The following is a 14041-nucleotide window of genomic DNA, read 5'->3' as shown; positions in this document are numbered from 1 at the left end:
CCGGGACCGCAGGTCGCTACCATGTGCCAACTGCCGTGGAACACGGGAGCGAGCACAAGCGGAGGCGACATGAGCGGACAGGAGCGCAAGGTGAAGGGATCGGACCTGTTTGTCGCCGCGTTGGAGAACGAAGGCGTCGACCGTATCTTCGGCGTCCCGGGCGAGGAGAATCTCGATCTCGTGGAATCGCTGCGCACCTCCAAGATCGAGCTGGTCCTGACCCGTCACGAGCAGGCCGCCGCCTTCATGGCCGCCACGCATGGGCGGCTGACCGGCAAGCCCGGCGTTTGTCTCTCGACGCTCGGCCCCGGCGCGCTCAATTTGTCCACGGGCGCGGCCTATGCGCATCTCGGTGCGATGCCGATGATCCTGATCACCGGCCAGAAGCCGATCATGAGCAGCCGGCAGGCGCGCTTCCAGATCGTGGACGTCGTCGCGACCATGAAACCGCTGACCAAACTGTCGCGGCAGATCGTCAGCGCCTCCAGCATCCCGACCGTGGTGCGCGATGCCTTTCGCGTCGCCATGGAGGAGCGCCCGGGGCCGGTGCATCTCGAATTGCCCGAGGACATCGCGGGTGACGAAGTGCCTGACGTTCCCGTGATCCCGGTCCATCCGATCGAAATCCCGGTCGCCCATCGCGCCGCGCTCGACCGCGCCGCCGAGATGATTCTGTCGGCGAGACATCCGCTGGTCATGATGGGCGCCGCGACCAGCCGGCCGCGCGCGACCCATGGTATCGCCAGCTTCGTGCGGCGGACCGGCATTCCGTTCTTCACGACGCAGATGGGGAAGGGCACCGTGCCCGGCGGCACCAATCTCTACATGGGGACGGCCGCGCTGTCCGAGCGTGATTATGTCCACGACGCCATCGACGCCGCCGACCTGATCATCGCGATCGGTCACGACCCCGTCGAGAAGCCGCCCTTCATCATGGGGCCGTCAGGGCCGAAGGTCATTCACGTCAGCTACACCTCGGCCAGCGTCGAGCTGGTCTATTTTCCGGACGCGGAGGTCATTGGCGACGTCGGCCCCAGCCTGGAGCTGCTCGCCGACCGGCTCGAAGGCAAGCTGCCGCAGGCTGCGGCGCTGCTGCCGTTGCGCGAAGAAATCCTTGGGCACATCGCCGACCGCGCCACCGAGGCGCGCTGGCCGCCGACGCCGCAGCGGATCGTGCACGACATCCGGCAGGTGATCCCGGAGAACGGCATCGTCGCGCTCGACAACGGCATGTACAAGATCTGGTTCGCGCGCAACTACCGCACCCGCCTCGCCAACACGCTGCTGCTCGACAATGCGCTGGCGACGATGGGCGCCGGCCTGCCGTCGGGGATGATGGCCGCGATGCTCTATCCCGACCGCCGCGTGCTCGCGGTCGCCGGCGACGGCGGCTTCATGATGAACAGCCAGGAGATGGAGACCGCCGTCCGCCTCAAGCTCAACCTCGTCGTGCTGGTGCTGGAGGACGGGGCCTACGGCATGATCCGCTGGAAGCAGGCCGTCGATCATTTCGCCGATTACGGCATGACCTTTGGCAATCCCGATTTCGTTCTCTACGCGAAGGCCTACGGGGCGAAGGGGCATCGGATCGAGAGCATCGACAGCTTCGGCCCGACGCTGGATGCCGCGTTCAGGGAGGGCGGCGTGCATCTGGTCGTGATCCCCATCGACTATTCGGAGAACGTGCGGGTGCTCGTGGACGAGCTGCGGGCCCATGAGAAGGCAAAGGGGTGATGTTTGGTCTCGTGCCCCGGACGCAGCGCAGCGCTTCTTCAGCGTTGCGCTGCAGAGCCGGGGCCCATGCGTCAGCCACCTTCGCGGCCTCCTGGGTCCCGGCTCTGCGCAGCAACGCAAAAGCGTTGCAGCGCGTCCGGGACACGAGAGGGGCTTGTCTGGAGAGACTCGATCACCCACACTCCCAAATACCGAACAAGCACAGGACAACAAAATGACTCGTGTTCGTTGCGTCACCGAGATGGGCATGGGCGTCGATGTCCACGGCAGGGACGCCACCAAGGCGGCCAAGCGCGCGGTGTCGGATGCCATCAGGCATTCGAGCCTCGGCTTCTTCCGGATGATCGGCAAGACCGCGAACGACATGTTCGTCGACGTCACGATCGCAGTGCCCAATCCGGAAGCCGTCGACAAGGAGGCCGTTGCCAAGGAGCTGCCTTACGGCACCGTCACCGTCACGGCGGTCAAGGGTGGATTGGAGATTCCCTCGGCGACCGAAGTGGCCAACGATCCCATCCTCATCGCCAATGCTGCCGTCATCGTCAGCTTCGACAAGGACTAGGCCGGTGTCCGACAGCGATGAGGTGCTGCTGGATCGTCCGATCTGGAGCGCGCTGACGACCAGTCACAAGCATCTGGCCGAGGGCGGGCCGCGGGCGCTACGGTATCCCGTCGACATGACGCCGTTTGCCGACATGGTCGACATGTCCGCGGCGAGCTTTGCCGCGCTCGGTGATCTGCTGTCGGGTTCGCAGGTCGCCGCATTGTTCACGCCGGATCCGGTCGACGTCCCCGCCGGTTTCAAGGTCGTGATCGCCGGGCCTTGCGAGCAGATGATCGGCTCGCCCGCGGCCAGTCCGCTCCGCGATGCCGAGATCGTCACGCTGGGGGCCGACGACGTCCCTGCCATGATGGCATTGACGGAGCTGACGAAGCCCGGTCCGTTCGCGCGCCGCACCCATGAGCTCGGTACGTTCCTCGGCATTCGCGCCGGGGGACAATTGGTCGCGATGACCGGCGAGCGCATGAAGCCGGGCAAGTTCACCGAGATGACGGCTGTGTGCGTGCATCCCGACTATCGCGGCCGCGGCTATGCGCAGGTGCTGCTTGCGGCCGTCGCGCGCGGGATCGAGGCGCGCGGGGAAATTCCGTTCCTGCACGTGTTTTCGAGCAACGCGTCGGCGATCGCGCTGTACCAGCGGCAGGGCATGCGCATCCGCCGCTGCCTGCATGTCACAGCGTTCATGAAGCAGCAATAGGCGCCCTCGGGGGCGCCCTTCATTTCCTGCCGATTTTCGCTATATCCGTCCCAACCACAATTTGGGGGAAGCACATGGACGCCAGAACGACCGATTTTTCCGCCGCACGGACGGCGATGCAGCGCTACGTCGATCAGGAGATCATTCCGGGCGCATCCTGGGCCGTGCTGCGCGGGGGCGAGGTGGTCGACCAGCAATGCGTCGGCTTTGCCGACCGCGAAGCCAAGACTGCGCTTCGTCCCGACCATATCTTCCGCGCGTTCTCCAATACCAAGATTTTCGTCACCTGCGCGATCATGCTGCTGGTCGAGCAAGGTCGCATCGGGCTCGATGACCCCATCGAGAAATTCCTGCCGCAGCTCGCTGGCCGCAAGGTGCTGAAGCCGGGCGCTTCGAGCCTTGCCGACGTCGAGCCGGCGAAGAGCCCGATCACGATCCGCCAGCTCCTGACGCACACCTCCGGCCTCAGCTACGGCATCTTCGATCCCGGCACGGTGCTGTTCAAGGGATACAACGAGGCGCGCGTGCTCAATCCGCTGACACCGCTATCTGACATGCTCGACAAGCTTGCCGATCTGCCGCTGTCCTATCATCCAGGCAGCGGTTGGGAATATTCGGTGGCCACCGACGTGCTCGGCCGTATCGTGGAGGTCGTCTCCGGCCAGGCGCTCGATGCCTACCTGAAGGCGCGCATCTTCGATCCGCTCGGCATGACCGATACCGGCTTCCACGTTCCGGAAGCGCAGCAGGGCAGGCTGGTTGCGCTCTACAATGGCGCTGATGTGCTCGATCCCATGAAGCCCGGCCTCACGCGGGCCGACAATCTGCCGTTTCCGCAAGCCTATCGGCGGCCGTTCCCGCGGCTCTCGGGCGGCGGCGGTCTGGTCTCGACCTTGCCCGACATGCTCGCGCTGGTCCGCGCGCTGCTGCCGGGTTCGGATGCGCTGCTGAAGCCGGAGACGCTGCGGCAGATGATGACGAACCAGCTGCCCGCTGGGCAAACCATCCGTTTTGCCAATCTCGGTCCGATCCCCGGCAAGGGTTTTGGGCTCGGCGGCGCGGTTACCTTCGCGCCGACGCCGTTTGATCCGCCGAACTCCATCGGCGAATTCCAGTGGGGCGGACTTGCCGGTACCCATTGGTGGATCTGCCCGCAGGCCAATACCGCGGGGGTCTTGATGGCCCAGCGTTACATGGGCTTCTGGAATCCGTTCTTCTTCGAGTTCAAGCGCCTGGCCTATCAGGCCGTCGGAGGCTGACCCGCGAAAAAAATTGTGCGCCCCGCGAATCCTTTCCGGCCGGCGCGCCCTCTTGATGGTCGAGGCATTCAGCCTCGGCTCATCTCGGAGGATGCAATGGCATTTTACAGGAAGAACATCGGCGGCCTGCACCAGATGGTGCGGATCGCCTCGGGTGTCGCGGTGGTGGTCGCGGCGTTCGTTTATCTGGCCGGCGCGACGGCGTGGCTGGTTGCGCTGGGCGGCGCAGGGGTCGCGCTGACCGGCTTCATCGGCTATTGCCCGATGTGCGCGATCGCGGGGATCGGGCAAGGAGGGGCGTCGTGAGCGCGGCGGCGATCTCGCCGAAGCTGTTCGAAGCGGCGCGGCTCGGCGATCCCAAGGCGATCGCCTCGCTGCTCGAGACGGCGCAGCCGAATATCCGCCGCTACGCCCGCGCAACCTGCCGCAGCTCGGCGGATGCCGAGGATGCGACGCAGGAGGCGCTGTGGATCCTGTTCCGCCACGTCGGCACGATCCGCTCGCTGCTGGCGTTTTCGGCCTGGCTGTTCAGCGTGGTCCGCCGCGAATGCCTGCGGTTGGCGCGCAAAGCGGGCCTCGCGCGGCCTATCGATGAGAGCGAGGCGGAAGCGCTGCTGCTGACGCGCCCCGAAGCCGATCTGCGGCTCGACGTGGCCGCGGCCTTCGAGGCGTTGCCGCCGCACTATCGCGATGTCGCGCTGATGCGCGACGTCAAGGAAATGACCATTGATGAAATCGCGACCGCGCTCGGCGCGTCCAGGCAGACCGTGAAGGCCCGCCTGCATCGCGCCCGCGCCTTGATGCGCGAATATCTGACGAGATGAAACGTGAGCGCTGTTCGAGCAACATCGAGGCAGCGGCATGGGATGAACGAACGTCGGCAGCGGCGGGGTCGCGCGCGTGAATAGATATCTCGGCCTCGACGGATTTCGCTACGGCTGGGTCGCGGCCTGGATCGATGAGCGCGGTGATCATGGCTTCGACTATTCGCCGGGCCTGACGCGCTTGCTCGCGATGCCGCATGCGCGCGCGATGATCGACATGCCGATCGGATTGAAGACGAGCGGGTATCGCATTTGCGACTTGCGCGCGCGTGAGCTGGTCGGTCCCGCCGTGTTTCTCGGCGCACGCCGCGACCTCTGGCGATTTCCCGACATGGCATCAGCCAATCGGTATTACTGGGAGCATGAAGGCAAGGGCCGGGGCGTCTCGGCGCAGCTCTGGAACATCAGAGACAAGATCAGGGACGTCGACGAGATCATGACGCCGGCGCGGCAGGCGACGATCGGCGAAGCACATCCGGAATTGATTTTCTGGAATCTCGCAGGGCGAGTCCGGCTTGCGAAGAAGGCATCCGTGCTCGGCCGCGAGCAACGCGTCGCGCTGCTGGCACAACATGGCTTTACGCGCTTGCCGAAATGGCTGACGCTTCGCCATGGCACCGGAATCGGCCGCGACGATCTCATCGACGCCTGTGCCTGCGCCATCGCGGCACGCGACAGCACGCAACGTGTCGGCGGGGAGGAGACCGATCCGCGCGGACTGCGTATGGAGATCAACTATTGAGGCTGCCGGCCGATGAGATGGAAGTCGGGAAAAAGTGGCAATTTATTTGACCTATGCAGGAACTGTCGATGGCCGGTCCGCGTTCCCCGTGCGGACCGACGACAGAGAAGCTCGTGCGATGAGGGATGTCAGTCAATTCGCGACCGCAATGCTTGCGCTCGTCTTCACCGGCGCGTTGCTCGTCACCGGACAGCTCTTCATCAAGCAGCGCGCACAGCGCGATGTGATTTACGCCACCAGTCATTTGCTGCGGCCCTTGTGATCTCATCCCGTGCGGGAAATGATGTGACCGCTCGACCTTGCGTCGTTCGTCTGCTCGCCTAGATTAGGCGGCATCGCATGAACGAAGCTGGAGTCCCGATGTCTGATCTGTCCGCCTTTCCCGTCACCAAACGCTGGCCGGCCAAACATCCCGAGTTGCTCCAGCTCTATTCGCTGCCGACGCCGAACGGCGTCAAGGTCTCGATCATGCTGGAGGAGATCGGACTTCCGTACGAGGTCCATCTCGTCGATTTCGGCAAGGACGACCAGAAGACGGCTGAATTCCTCTCGCTCAATCCGAACGGCAAGATCCCGGCGATCCTCGACCCCAACGGTCCCGGCGGCAGGCCGCTGCCGCTGTTCGAGTCCGGGGCGATCCTGCAGTATCTCGCCGAAAAGACCGGCAAGCTTCTGCCCGAGGATGCCGCGCGCCGCTACCAGACCATCCAGTGGGTGCACTTCCAGATGGGCGGCATCGGGCCGATGTTCGGCCAGGTCGGCTTCTTCCACAAATTCGCCGGCAAGGATTTTGAGGACAAGCGGCCCCGTGACCGCTACGTCGCCGAAGCCAAGCGCCTGCTCGGCGTGATGGAGGCGCATCTTTCGGGACGGCAATGGTTCATGGATGACGACTACACCATTGCCGACATCTCCATGCTCGGCTGGGTCCGCAATCTCATCGGCTTCTACGGTGCCGGCGATCTCGTCGAATTCACCCAGTTCAAATCGGTCGGTGCCTGGCTCGAACGGGGCCTCGCGCGTCCGGCGGTGCAGCGGGGGCTGAATATTCCGCAGCGGCCGTAAGATCAGGTCAGTGCCTTGTACGTCATGTAGAGCGCCATCAGCGAGACGAAGGCGATCATGACCCGGCGCAGCACCGATCTGCTGACGCCATTGGCCATGCGTGCGCCGAGATCCGTGCCGATCCAGAGGCCGGCCAGTATGCCGATGATGGCCGGCCAGCCGACCATCAGGCCCTTGCTCCAGTAGATCCAGGCCGCCGGCAGGTTGGTCGGGATGACCGAGAAGACGAGGCTGACGAGCTGCGCCTGATGCTGCGGCACGCGCAGGCCAGCAGCAAGGCCGACCGTGATCGCCAGGCCCCCGCCGATGCCCATGAAGCCGGAGGAAAATCCGGCAAGCAGGCCGATGAGGAACAGCGGCAGCCTCGGCAGTTGGTCCCGGTCGCCGGATTCGTGGCTGAAATCCTTGCGATCGCGGCGCAGGATCAGCAGGGCGATCAACGCGACGAGATAGACGACATAAGTCCATTGCAAGGCCTGGTCGGAAACCGCCGCCGCGGCGTAGCCGCCACCGGCGCCGCCGACGAGAAATCCGATGCCGATCCAGACGATCCACGGCAAGGGGCTGCGATTGCCGCTCTGCCAGTAGCGGCGGGCGCCGGCGAGGCCCGTCGGCGGGACCTGTGTGATCAGCGACGTCCCTTGCGCGACGTGCTGTTCCGCGCCGAGCAGCAGCACGCTGAAGATCACGAGTCCGCCACCCGGGCTCGTTCCCATCAAGCCCGACGTCAATCCGCTGACCAGGCCGACACCGGCGCCGGCAAGCAGGTCGTGGACCCCTGACATCGCTTACGTCCTGCTTCGCCGCTTGATGCCGGGCCGGGTCGTGCGAAAGCCGTCGATCACCCCAGCCACGGCCGCCATGCAGGCCTCGACGTCGAATGCGTCGCCCCAGCATTTTTGCAGCACAAAACCCTGGAAGATCGCGATCAGCACGCGCGCGATCGCTTCCGCACCGAGGTCGCGCCTGATGAGGCCGTCGTGCTGGCCGCGCTCGACCAGCGCCACGATCAGAGCGCGCGGCATGTCGATCCCCTCGACGACGCTGGTGCGGACGCGGCGATTGCGCAGGGCTTCGGCCCAGCCGTGAATGCCGACACGGCGGCGCGGTTCGCCGGCGGGGTCGGTCAGCCATTGCGCGTAGACGCGGATCAGCGCGTGAAGTCCTTCGATCGGATCGCCGGATCCTTGCGCGACCGAATTGAGCACGGCTTCGCGGCGATGCCGGTCGTCGGCGAGCGCCTCGATCAGATCGTCCTTGCTCTGGAAGTAGAGATAGACCGCGCCGTGGCTCAGTCCGGACCGTTTCACGATGTCGGCCATGCCGGTCTGGTGAAAACCGTCTTCGGAGAAGCAGGCGAGGGCGGCCTCGAGAATTTGCTGCCGCCGGCTTTCGCGTTGCTTGTCGCTGATCTTGGGCATCTGGCCGTCCTCAAATAACTGACAGATCGATCATTTTACCGTCCGTTCCGGCCGATCCTGCCGTAAGCAGATTGATATAAAAAACGATCAGTCAGTCATTTTTATTGTAGAGGAGGATTCTGGTCAAGTCCGCGGGGCCGGGAAGGAGGAGGATGATGTCGGTGCGAATGCCTCGCCAGAGGCGACGCTGCGCTCGATCGCGCGCGGCTAGAACAGCCGTCCGCCGTTCGGCACCGGCTTGCTCGGCTGCATCAGCACGACCTTGCCGTCGGCATCGGGGAAGCCGAGCGTCAGCACCTCCGAGATGACAGGTCCGATCTGGCGCGGCGGGAAATTGACGACGGCCGCGACCTGTTGTCCTACCAGCGTCTCGAGCGGATGGTTCTCGGTGATCTGCGCCGAGCTCTTGCGCACGCCGATCACCGGGCCGAAGTCGATCCACAGCCGAAAGGCCGGCTTGCGCGCCTCCGGAAACGGTTTTGCGTCGACGATGGTGCCGACGCGGATATCGACCGCGAGGAAGCTGTTGAAGTCGATGGTCGGCGTGGCGGCGGCTGCGGGATCGTGGGTGACGTGCATGGGATGTCCGTTCGGCGAGTTGGCGTCGTTCGCAATATTGTCGCGCGGGGCGGAGTTTCGTACAACGCTGCGAACATCACGATACGCCATGCGCGAGGAACATCTTGCCCAACACCATCTACGGCATCAAGAACTGCGACACCATGAAGAAGGCGCGCGCCTGGCTCGACTCCCATGGAGTCGCGTATGAATTCCACGACTACAAGACGGTGGGCGTGGACAAGGACAAGCTCAAGCAGTGGAGCGACAAGGTCGGCTGGGAGACTCTGCTCAATCGCGCCGGCACGACGTTCAAGAAGCTGCCCGATTCCGACAAGGAAGGCGTCACCGAGAAGAAGGCGCTGGCGCTGATGCTAGCGCAACCATCGATGATCAAGCGGCCGGTGCTGGAGATCGGCGGCAAGCTGCTGGTCGGCTTCAAGCCGGACATCTATGCCAAGGAAGTCGGCGCCAAGACGCGTTAGAGACTAGTTCAGCTCGATAATCTCGTTGGTGACGCCGGGAGCCGGCTGGTCCGCGAACTCGACGACGTCGGCCGTCGCGATGCGGCCAGGCGCGCGATGGAAGAGATCGCGATCGATCACGGCACGCAGTTTCGGGCGCGGCAGCGCGTCATTTCCGCGCATCAGATTCTTGATCTCGAAGCCGCCGTCCTCGCAGAAGGTCTTGACCGAGGCGATGACGTGGCAGACCTTGCCGTCGGTCTGGAAAGGCAGCAGCAGCCGTTCATACGCGACGATGCGTCCGTAGATGTCGTCGACGTCGGCAACGCTGTAGACGGGCAGCCCACGCGCCACGCATTCATAATAAACCGGCATCACGAAGGGGGCGAGTCGCGGCCCGAGATAGTCGTCGAGCAGAACGCCCTTGCCGGTATGTCCATAGGCGCGGGAGATGCGCGTGTTTTCGCTCTGGATGGTGAGGCGCGGCGCCGGCGTCGAAGCGTCCACCGTATAATAGATGAGATCGGACAGCTCTTCCTCGAGCCGCGCAGGCTGATATTCCCAGACCGCCGGCGCGATCTGCTGGCGCGCATAAAGTCGCAGCCACGTGTTCAGGAGATCACGCTGCCTGATCGACTTGACGACGGAAGGAGCGGCGCTTGCGAAATCCAAAACAATAATCCCGGAACGTCAAAACCCGCACATGATGCCGCCTGCGGGAAAATTTTCTATGAAGGCTGGCGCGCCGGACCAAAGACCGTTAACGACGGCTTGATGACCGGTGCCTTGCGAACCGGGAGGCCGGGCAGGCACGACATCAAAACATCTCCGACTAAGGGAGCATTTATATCCCGGCCGGAGACCTGATCTGCTCAGCTTTCCGCCTTGCCTAACCCCCGTCACCTCCGGCATATTCCGCGCCCGGAGGCGGCGTTCCGGATGGGCTTCAGGGCCTCCGGAAAGCCGAAGCAACAAGGATAGCCACGCGGCTGGCGCGGGCAGGGGGAAATCTGTTTGGCCGATGAGTTTATTCTCGAAACGGAAGGCTTGACCAAGGAGTTCGCGGGCTTCTTCGCCGTCCGCGACGTTGCGCTCAAGGTTCGCCGTGGGAGCATTCATGCGTTGATCGGCCCGAACGGGGCCGGCAAGACGACCTGCTTCAATCTTCTGACCAAGTTCCTCAAACCGTCTGCCGGAAAAATCCTCTACAAGGGGCAGGACATCACCGCGATGGCGCCGGCCGACGTGGCCCGCATGGGGCTGGTTCGTTCGTTCCAGATTTCGGCGGTGTTTCCGCATCTCACGGCACTGGAAAACGTCCGTGTTGCGCTTCAGCGCCAGCACGGATCTTCATTCGATTTCTGGCGCTCCAAGTCGGTGCTCAACCGCTTCAACGATCGCGCGCGCGAATTGTTGAACGATGTCGGCCTCAACGAGTTTGCCAACACGCCCGCGGTCGAAATGCCCTACGGGCGCAAGCGTGCACTTGAGATCGCAACCACGCTCGCGCTCGACCCGGAGATGATGCTGCTGGACGAGCCGATGGCCGGCATGGGCCACGAGGACATCGACAAGATCGCGGCGCTGATCAAGCGCATCTCGGCGAAATACACCATCCTGATGGTGGAGCATAACTTGAGCGTCGTGGCCAACCTGTCCGACATCATCACCGTGCTGACGCGCGGGCAGGTGCTCGCGCAGGGCCATTACAGCGAGCTCACCAAGGACGAGCGCGTCAAGGAAGCCTATCTGGGAGCCGGTCATGCCTGACACTGCGATCGCCGAGGCTCCGGCCAAGGCTGCGACCGGCGGAAACATTCTTCAAATCCGCAACCTGGAGGCCTGGTACGGCGAGTCCCACATCCTGCACGGGATCAACTTCGACGTGAACGCGGGCGAGGTCGTCACCCTGCTCGGGCGTAACGGCGCCGGCAAGACGACCACGCTGAAATCGATCATGGGCATCATCGGCAAGCGTACCGGGTCGGTGAAGTTCAACAACCAGGAGATCATCCGCGCGACCTCCGACAAGATCGCGCGCATGGGCATCGCATTCTGCCCGGAAGAGCGGGGCATATTCTCCAGTCTTGACGTGCGGGAGAATTTGATGCTGCCGCCGGTGGTCCGTGCAGGCGGGCTGCCGCTCGAGCAGATCTTCGACCTGTTCCCGAACCTGAAGGAGCGGCTCAACAGCCAGGGCACCAAGCTGTCCGGCGGCGAGCAGCAGATGCTCGCGATCGCGCGCATCCTGCGCACCGGCGCGAGCTTCCTGATGCTGGACGAGCCGACCGAGGGCCTTGCGCCGGTCATCATCCAGCAGATCGGCCACACCATTGCGCGGCTCAAGAAGGAAGGTTTCACGATCCTCCTGGTCGAGCAGAATTTCCGCTTCGCGTCCACCGTCGCCGACCGCTACTACGTGGTCGAGCACGGCAAGATCATTGACGGATTTTCCAATGCGGAGCTTGCCGCCAACATGGACAAGCTCCACACCTATCTTGGCGTCTGAGCGGCGCAGGCCGACTGGTCGTTACGTATAACTGCTGAAGGAATATTGGGAGCGGATCATGAAGCATAGCATTTCGGCCATGTTGCTTGGTACGGCGTTGGCCTTGGGCACGGCGGGCGGCGCGGCCGCGCAGGACAAGAACGTCAAGATCGGCGTGCTCACGGACAATTCGGGACTGTATGCCGACCTCGGCGGTCCCGGCTCGACCGTGGCGGCGCAAATGGCGATCGAAGATTCCGGGCTCGCGGCCAAGGGCTGGAAGCTGGACTTGATCTCCGCCGACCACCAGAACAAGCCTGACATCGGCACCACGATTGCGCGACAGTGGATCGACGTCGAGAAGGTCGACATCTTCATGGACGTACTGAACTCCGGCGTGGCGCTGGCGGTCAACAACGTCGTCAAGGAGAAGAACTCGATCCTGATCGACACGGGCGCGGCGACCTCGGACCTCACCAACGCGCAGTGCACGCCGAACACCGTTCACTGGGTCTATGACACCTACATGCTGGCCAACAGCACCGGGCAGGCGCTGGTGAAGGCCGGCGGCGACACCTGGTACTTCCTCACCGCCGACTACGCCTTCGGTCACGCGCTCGAGCGCGACACCACGGCGGTCGTGGTCAAGTCGGGCGGCAAGGTGATCGGCACTGTCAGGCACCCGCTCAACACCGCCGACTTCTCCTCGTTCCTGCTCCAGGCGCAGGCCTCGAAGGCCAAGATCGTCGGCATGGCGAATGCCGGCGGCGACACCACCAACACCATCAAGCAGGCCGCGGAATTCGGCATCGTCGCGGGCGGGCAGAAGCTGGCGGGCCTGCTTCTCTTCATCACCGACGTTCACGCGCTCGGCCTGAAGGTGGCGCAGGGGCTGAACTTCACCGAGACCTTCTATTGGGACATGAACGATGGCACCCGCGCGTTCTCCAAGCGCTTCTCCGAGCGCATGAAGAACAAGGCGATGCCCTCGATGGTGCAGGCCGGCGTCTATTCGGGCCTGCTGCATTATTTCAAGGCGCTGGAAGCCATGGGCGGCAATCCGCATGACGGCGCCAAGGTGGTCGCCAAGATGAAGGAGATGCCGACCGACGACCCGCTGTTCGGCCAGGGCTCGATCCGCGCCGACGGCCGCAAGCTGCATCCGGCCTATCTCTTCGAGGTGAAGAAGCCCGAGGAATCCAAGGGTCCCTGGGACTATTACAAGCTGGTCGGCACGACCCCGGCTGACCAGGCCTTCCGGCCGCTGTCGGAAAGCGCTTGTCCGCTGGTGAAGAAGTGAGACCTGCCGCGCCCCTCGGCGCAGCAGAGTGAAATGGCACGAGACCGGGTACGAGATTGATCGATGCAGGCTCTTTACGCTCAGCTACTGGTGGGACTGATCAACGGCTCGTTCTACGCGCTGCTCAGTCTCGGGCTTGCCGTGATCTTCGGCATGCTCAACATCATCAATTTCGCCCATGGCGCGCTCTACATGATGGGCGCCTTCGTCGCCTATTTCCTGTTGAGCCTCGGCGGCATCAACTACTGGTGGGCGCTGCTGATCGCACCCGTGATCGTCGGCATCTTCGGCATGATCCTGGAAAGGACCATGCTGCAATGGTTGACCGGGCTCGACCATCTCTACGGTCTGCTCCTCACCTTCGGCATCGCGCTGATCGTGCAGGGCTTGTTCCAGAACTATTTCGGCTCCTCCGGGCTGCCTTACGCCATTCCGGACCAGCTCAGGGGCGGCATGAATCTGGGCTTCATGTTCTTGCCGATCTATCGCGGCTGGGTGGTCGTGTTCTCGCTGGTCGTGTGCCTGGCGACCTGGTTCCTGATCGAGAAGACCCAGCTCGGCGCTTACCTGCGCGCCGCCACCGAAAATCCGACGCTGGTGCGCGCCTTCGGCATCAACGTGCCGCGCATGATCACGCTGACCTATGGTCTCGGCGTCGGTCTTGCCGCGCTCGCGGGCGTGCTCTCGGCGCCGATCAACCAGGTGCGGCCGCTGATGGGCGCCGACCTCATCATCGTCGTGTTCGCGGTGGTCGTGATCGGCGGCATGGGATCGATCATGGGCTCCATCATCACCGGCTTCGCGCTGGGCGTGATCGAGGGGCTGACCAAGTATTTCTACCCCGAGGCCTCCAACACCGTCGTGTTCGTGCTGATGGTGCTGGTGCTCCTGGTGAAGCCAACGGGATTGACGGGAAGGGCGGCCTGA

Annotated in this window: 17 protein-coding genes; 13 read left to right on the top strand and 4 right to left on the bottom strand. The window is 63.9% G+C overall.

Annotation, left to right across the window (positions count from 1 at the left end; translation table 11 throughout):
• Positions 1 to 69: 69 nt before the first annotated feature.
• From AABA86_RS12515 to AABA86_RS12480, 8 genes are all read left to right on the top strand, one after another.
• Positions 70 to 1734 carry an acetolactate synthase large subunit gene (locus tag AABA86_RS12515; RefSeq protein ID WP_338306979.1) on the top strand — a complete coding sequence of 555 codons (1665 nt, stop codon included), beginning with the start codon at positions 70 to 72 and terminating at the stop codon, positions 1732 to 1734.
• A gap of 214 nt (positions 1735 to 1948) precedes the next feature.
• Positions 1949 to 2296 carry a Lin0512 family protein gene (locus AABA86_RS12510; RefSeq protein ID WP_026201886.1) on the top strand — a complete coding sequence of 116 codons (348 nt, stop codon included), beginning with the start codon at positions 1949 to 1951 and terminating at the stop codon, positions 2294 to 2296.
• 4 nt (positions 2297 to 2300) lie between these two features.
• Positions 2301 to 2993: a GNAT family N-acetyltransferase gene (locus AABA86_RS12505; RefSeq protein WP_338306978.1), complete on the top strand. Its 693-nt coding sequence runs from the start codon at positions 2301 to 2303 to the stop codon at positions 2991 to 2993.
• Positions 2994 to 3067: 74 nt separating this feature from the next.
• Positions 3068 to 4252, top strand: a complete 1185-nt coding sequence (locus AABA86_RS12500; protein WP_338306977.1) for a serine hydrolase domain-containing protein — start codon at positions 3068 to 3070, stop codon at positions 4250 to 4252.
• Between the two features lie 96 nt (positions 4253 to 4348).
• Positions 4349 to 4558, top strand: coding sequence for a YgaP family membrane protein (locus AABA86_RS12495; RefSeq protein ID WP_338306976.1), 210 nt, complete (start codon positions 4349 to 4351; stop codon positions 4556 to 4558).
• Positions 4555 to 5076: an RNA polymerase sigma factor gene (locus tag AABA86_RS12490; protein ID WP_338306974.1), complete on the top strand. Its 522-nt coding sequence runs from the start codon at positions 4555 to 4557 to the stop codon at positions 5074 to 5076. Before AABA86_RS12495 ends, AABA86_RS12490 begins: the two co-directional genes overlap by 4 nt.
• Before the next feature lie 76 nt (positions 5077 to 5152).
• Positions 5153 to 5818, top strand: a complete 666-nt coding sequence (locus AABA86_RS12485; RefSeq protein ID WP_338306972.1) for a DUF429 domain-containing protein — start codon at positions 5153 to 5155, stop codon at positions 5816 to 5818.
• Between the two features lie 360 nt (positions 5819 to 6178).
• Entirely contained in the window at positions 6179 to 6883 is a 705-nt protein-coding gene (locus AABA86_RS12480; RefSeq protein WP_212246320.1) for a glutathione S-transferase family protein, read from the top strand.
• A gap of 2 nt (positions 6884 to 6885) precedes the next feature.
• On the opposite strand, the gene AABA86_RS12475 is transcribed toward AABA86_RS12480, so the two are convergent.
• From AABA86_RS12475 to AABA86_RS12465, 3 genes are all read right to left on the bottom strand, one after another.
• The gene (locus AABA86_RS12475) at positions 6886 to 7668 is read right to left on the bottom strand and encodes a sulfite exporter TauE/SafE family protein (protein ID WP_338306970.1); all 783 of its coding nucleotides are present in this window, start codon (positions 7666 to 7668) and stop codon (positions 6886 to 6888) included.
• A 3-nt stretch (positions 7669 to 7671) separates the two neighbouring features.
• On the bottom strand, positions 7672 to 8304 hold the full coding sequence (locus tag AABA86_RS12470; RefSeq protein ID WP_338306968.1) for a TetR/AcrR family transcriptional regulator: 633 nt from the start codon (positions 8302 to 8304) through the stop codon (positions 7672 to 7674).
• A 207-nt stretch (positions 8305 to 8511) separates the two neighbouring features.
• On the bottom strand, positions 8512 to 8883 hold the full coding sequence (locus AABA86_RS12465) for a tRNA-binding protein (protein WP_212246315.1): 372 nt from the start codon (positions 8881 to 8883) through the stop codon (positions 8512 to 8514).
• Positions 8884 to 8987: 104 nt separating this feature from the next.
• Here AABA86_RS12465 and AABA86_RS12460 point away from each other — a divergent pair, with 104 nt between their 5' ends.
• Complete coding sequence (locus AABA86_RS12460; protein ID WP_338306967.1) at positions 8988 to 9347, top strand: ArsC family reductase; 360 nt, start codon at positions 8988 to 8990, stop codon at positions 9345 to 9347.
• A gap of 3 nt (positions 9348 to 9350) precedes the next feature.
• Here the strand turns inward: AABA86_RS12460 and AABA86_RS12455 are convergent, their stop codons facing one another.
• Positions 9351 to 9998, bottom strand: coding sequence for a hypothetical protein (locus AABA86_RS12455; protein ID WP_212246313.1), 648 nt, complete (start codon positions 9996 to 9998; stop codon positions 9351 to 9353).
• 342 nt (positions 9999 to 10340) lie between these two features.
• Here AABA86_RS12455 and AABA86_RS12450 point away from each other — a divergent pair, with 342 nt between their 5' ends.
• The 4 genes from AABA86_RS12450 to AABA86_RS12435 all read left to right on the top strand — a co-directional run bounded on the left by AABA86_RS12450 (position 10341) and on the right by AABA86_RS12435 (position 14041).
• Positions 10341 to 11096 (top strand): ABC transporter ATP-binding protein, encoded by a 756-nt coding sequence (locus AABA86_RS12450; RefSeq protein ID WP_018317619.1) that lies wholly within the window; start codon positions 10341 to 10343, stop codon positions 11094 to 11096.
• Positions 11089 to 11835, top strand: a complete 747-nt coding sequence (locus AABA86_RS12445; RefSeq protein ID WP_212246312.1) for an ABC transporter ATP-binding protein — start codon at positions 11089 to 11091, stop codon at positions 11833 to 11835. Before AABA86_RS12450 ends, AABA86_RS12445 begins: the two co-directional genes overlap by 8 nt.
• A 58-nt stretch (positions 11836 to 11893) precedes the next feature.
• On the top strand, positions 11894 to 13114 hold the full coding sequence (locus tag AABA86_RS12440) for an ABC transporter substrate-binding protein (protein ID WP_212246307.1): 1221 nt from the start codon (positions 11894 to 11896) through the stop codon (positions 13112 to 13114).
• Positions 13115 to 13177: 63 nt separating this feature from the next.
• Positions 13178 to 14041, top strand: coding sequence for a branched-chain amino acid ABC transporter permease (locus tag AABA86_RS12435; protein ID WP_212246305.1), 864 nt, complete (start codon positions 13178 to 13180; stop codon positions 14039 to 14041).

It is taken from the genome of Bradyrhizobium sp. TM233, assembly GCF_036247965.1.
GTDB lineage: Bacteria > Pseudomonadota > Alphaproteobacteria > Rhizobiales > Xanthobacteraceae > Bradyrhizobium > Bradyrhizobium ottawaense.
Note: the sequence above shows the minus strand (reverse complement) of the source record. Positions and strands in the feature narration are given on the sequence as shown.

Excerpts from the sequence above, each read along its gene's own strand:
- AABA86_RS12515 (WP_338306979.1), top strand. The coding sequence starts at position 70 with ATGAGCGGACAGGAGCGCAAGGTGAAGGGATCGGACCTGTTTGTCGCC.
- AABA86_RS12465 (WP_212246315.1), bottom strand. The coding sequence starts at position 8,883 with ATGCACGTCACCCACGATCCCGCAGCCGCCGCCACGCCGACCATCGAC.
- AABA86_RS12480 (WP_212246320.1), top strand. The coding sequence starts at position 6,179 with ATGTCTGATCTGTCCGCCTTTCCCGTCACCAAACGCTGGCCGGCCAAA.
- AABA86_RS12445 (WP_212246312.1), top strand. The coding sequence starts at position 11,089 with ATGCCTGACACTGCGATCGCCGAGGCTCCGGCCAAGGCTGCGACCGGC.
- AABA86_RS12475 (WP_338306970.1), bottom strand. The coding sequence starts at position 7,668 with ATGTCAGGGGTCCACGACCTGCTTGCCGGCGCCGGTGTCGGCCTGGTC.
- AABA86_RS12440 (WP_212246307.1), top strand. The coding sequence starts at position 11,894 with ATGAAGCATAGCATTTCGGCCATGTTGCTTGGTACGGCGTTGGCCTTG.
- AABA86_RS12435 (WP_212246305.1), top strand. The coding sequence starts at position 13,178 with ATGCAGGCTCTTTACGCTCAGCTACTGGTGGGACTGATCAACGGCTCG.
- AABA86_RS12495 (WP_338306976.1), top strand. The coding sequence starts at position 4,349 with ATGGCATTTTACAGGAAGAACATCGGCGGCCTGCACCAGATGGTGCGG.
- AABA86_RS12470 (WP_338306968.1), bottom strand. The coding sequence starts at position 8,304 with ATGCCCAAGATCAGCGACAAGCAACGCGAAAGCCGGCGGCAGCAAATT.
- AABA86_RS12500 (WP_338306977.1), top strand. The coding sequence starts at position 3,068 with ATGGACGCCAGAACGACCGATTTTTCCGCCGCACGGACGGCGATGCAG.
- AABA86_RS12510 (WP_026201886.1), top strand. The coding sequence starts at position 1,949 with ATGACTCGTGTTCGTTGCGTCACCGAGATGGGCATGGGCGTCGATGTC.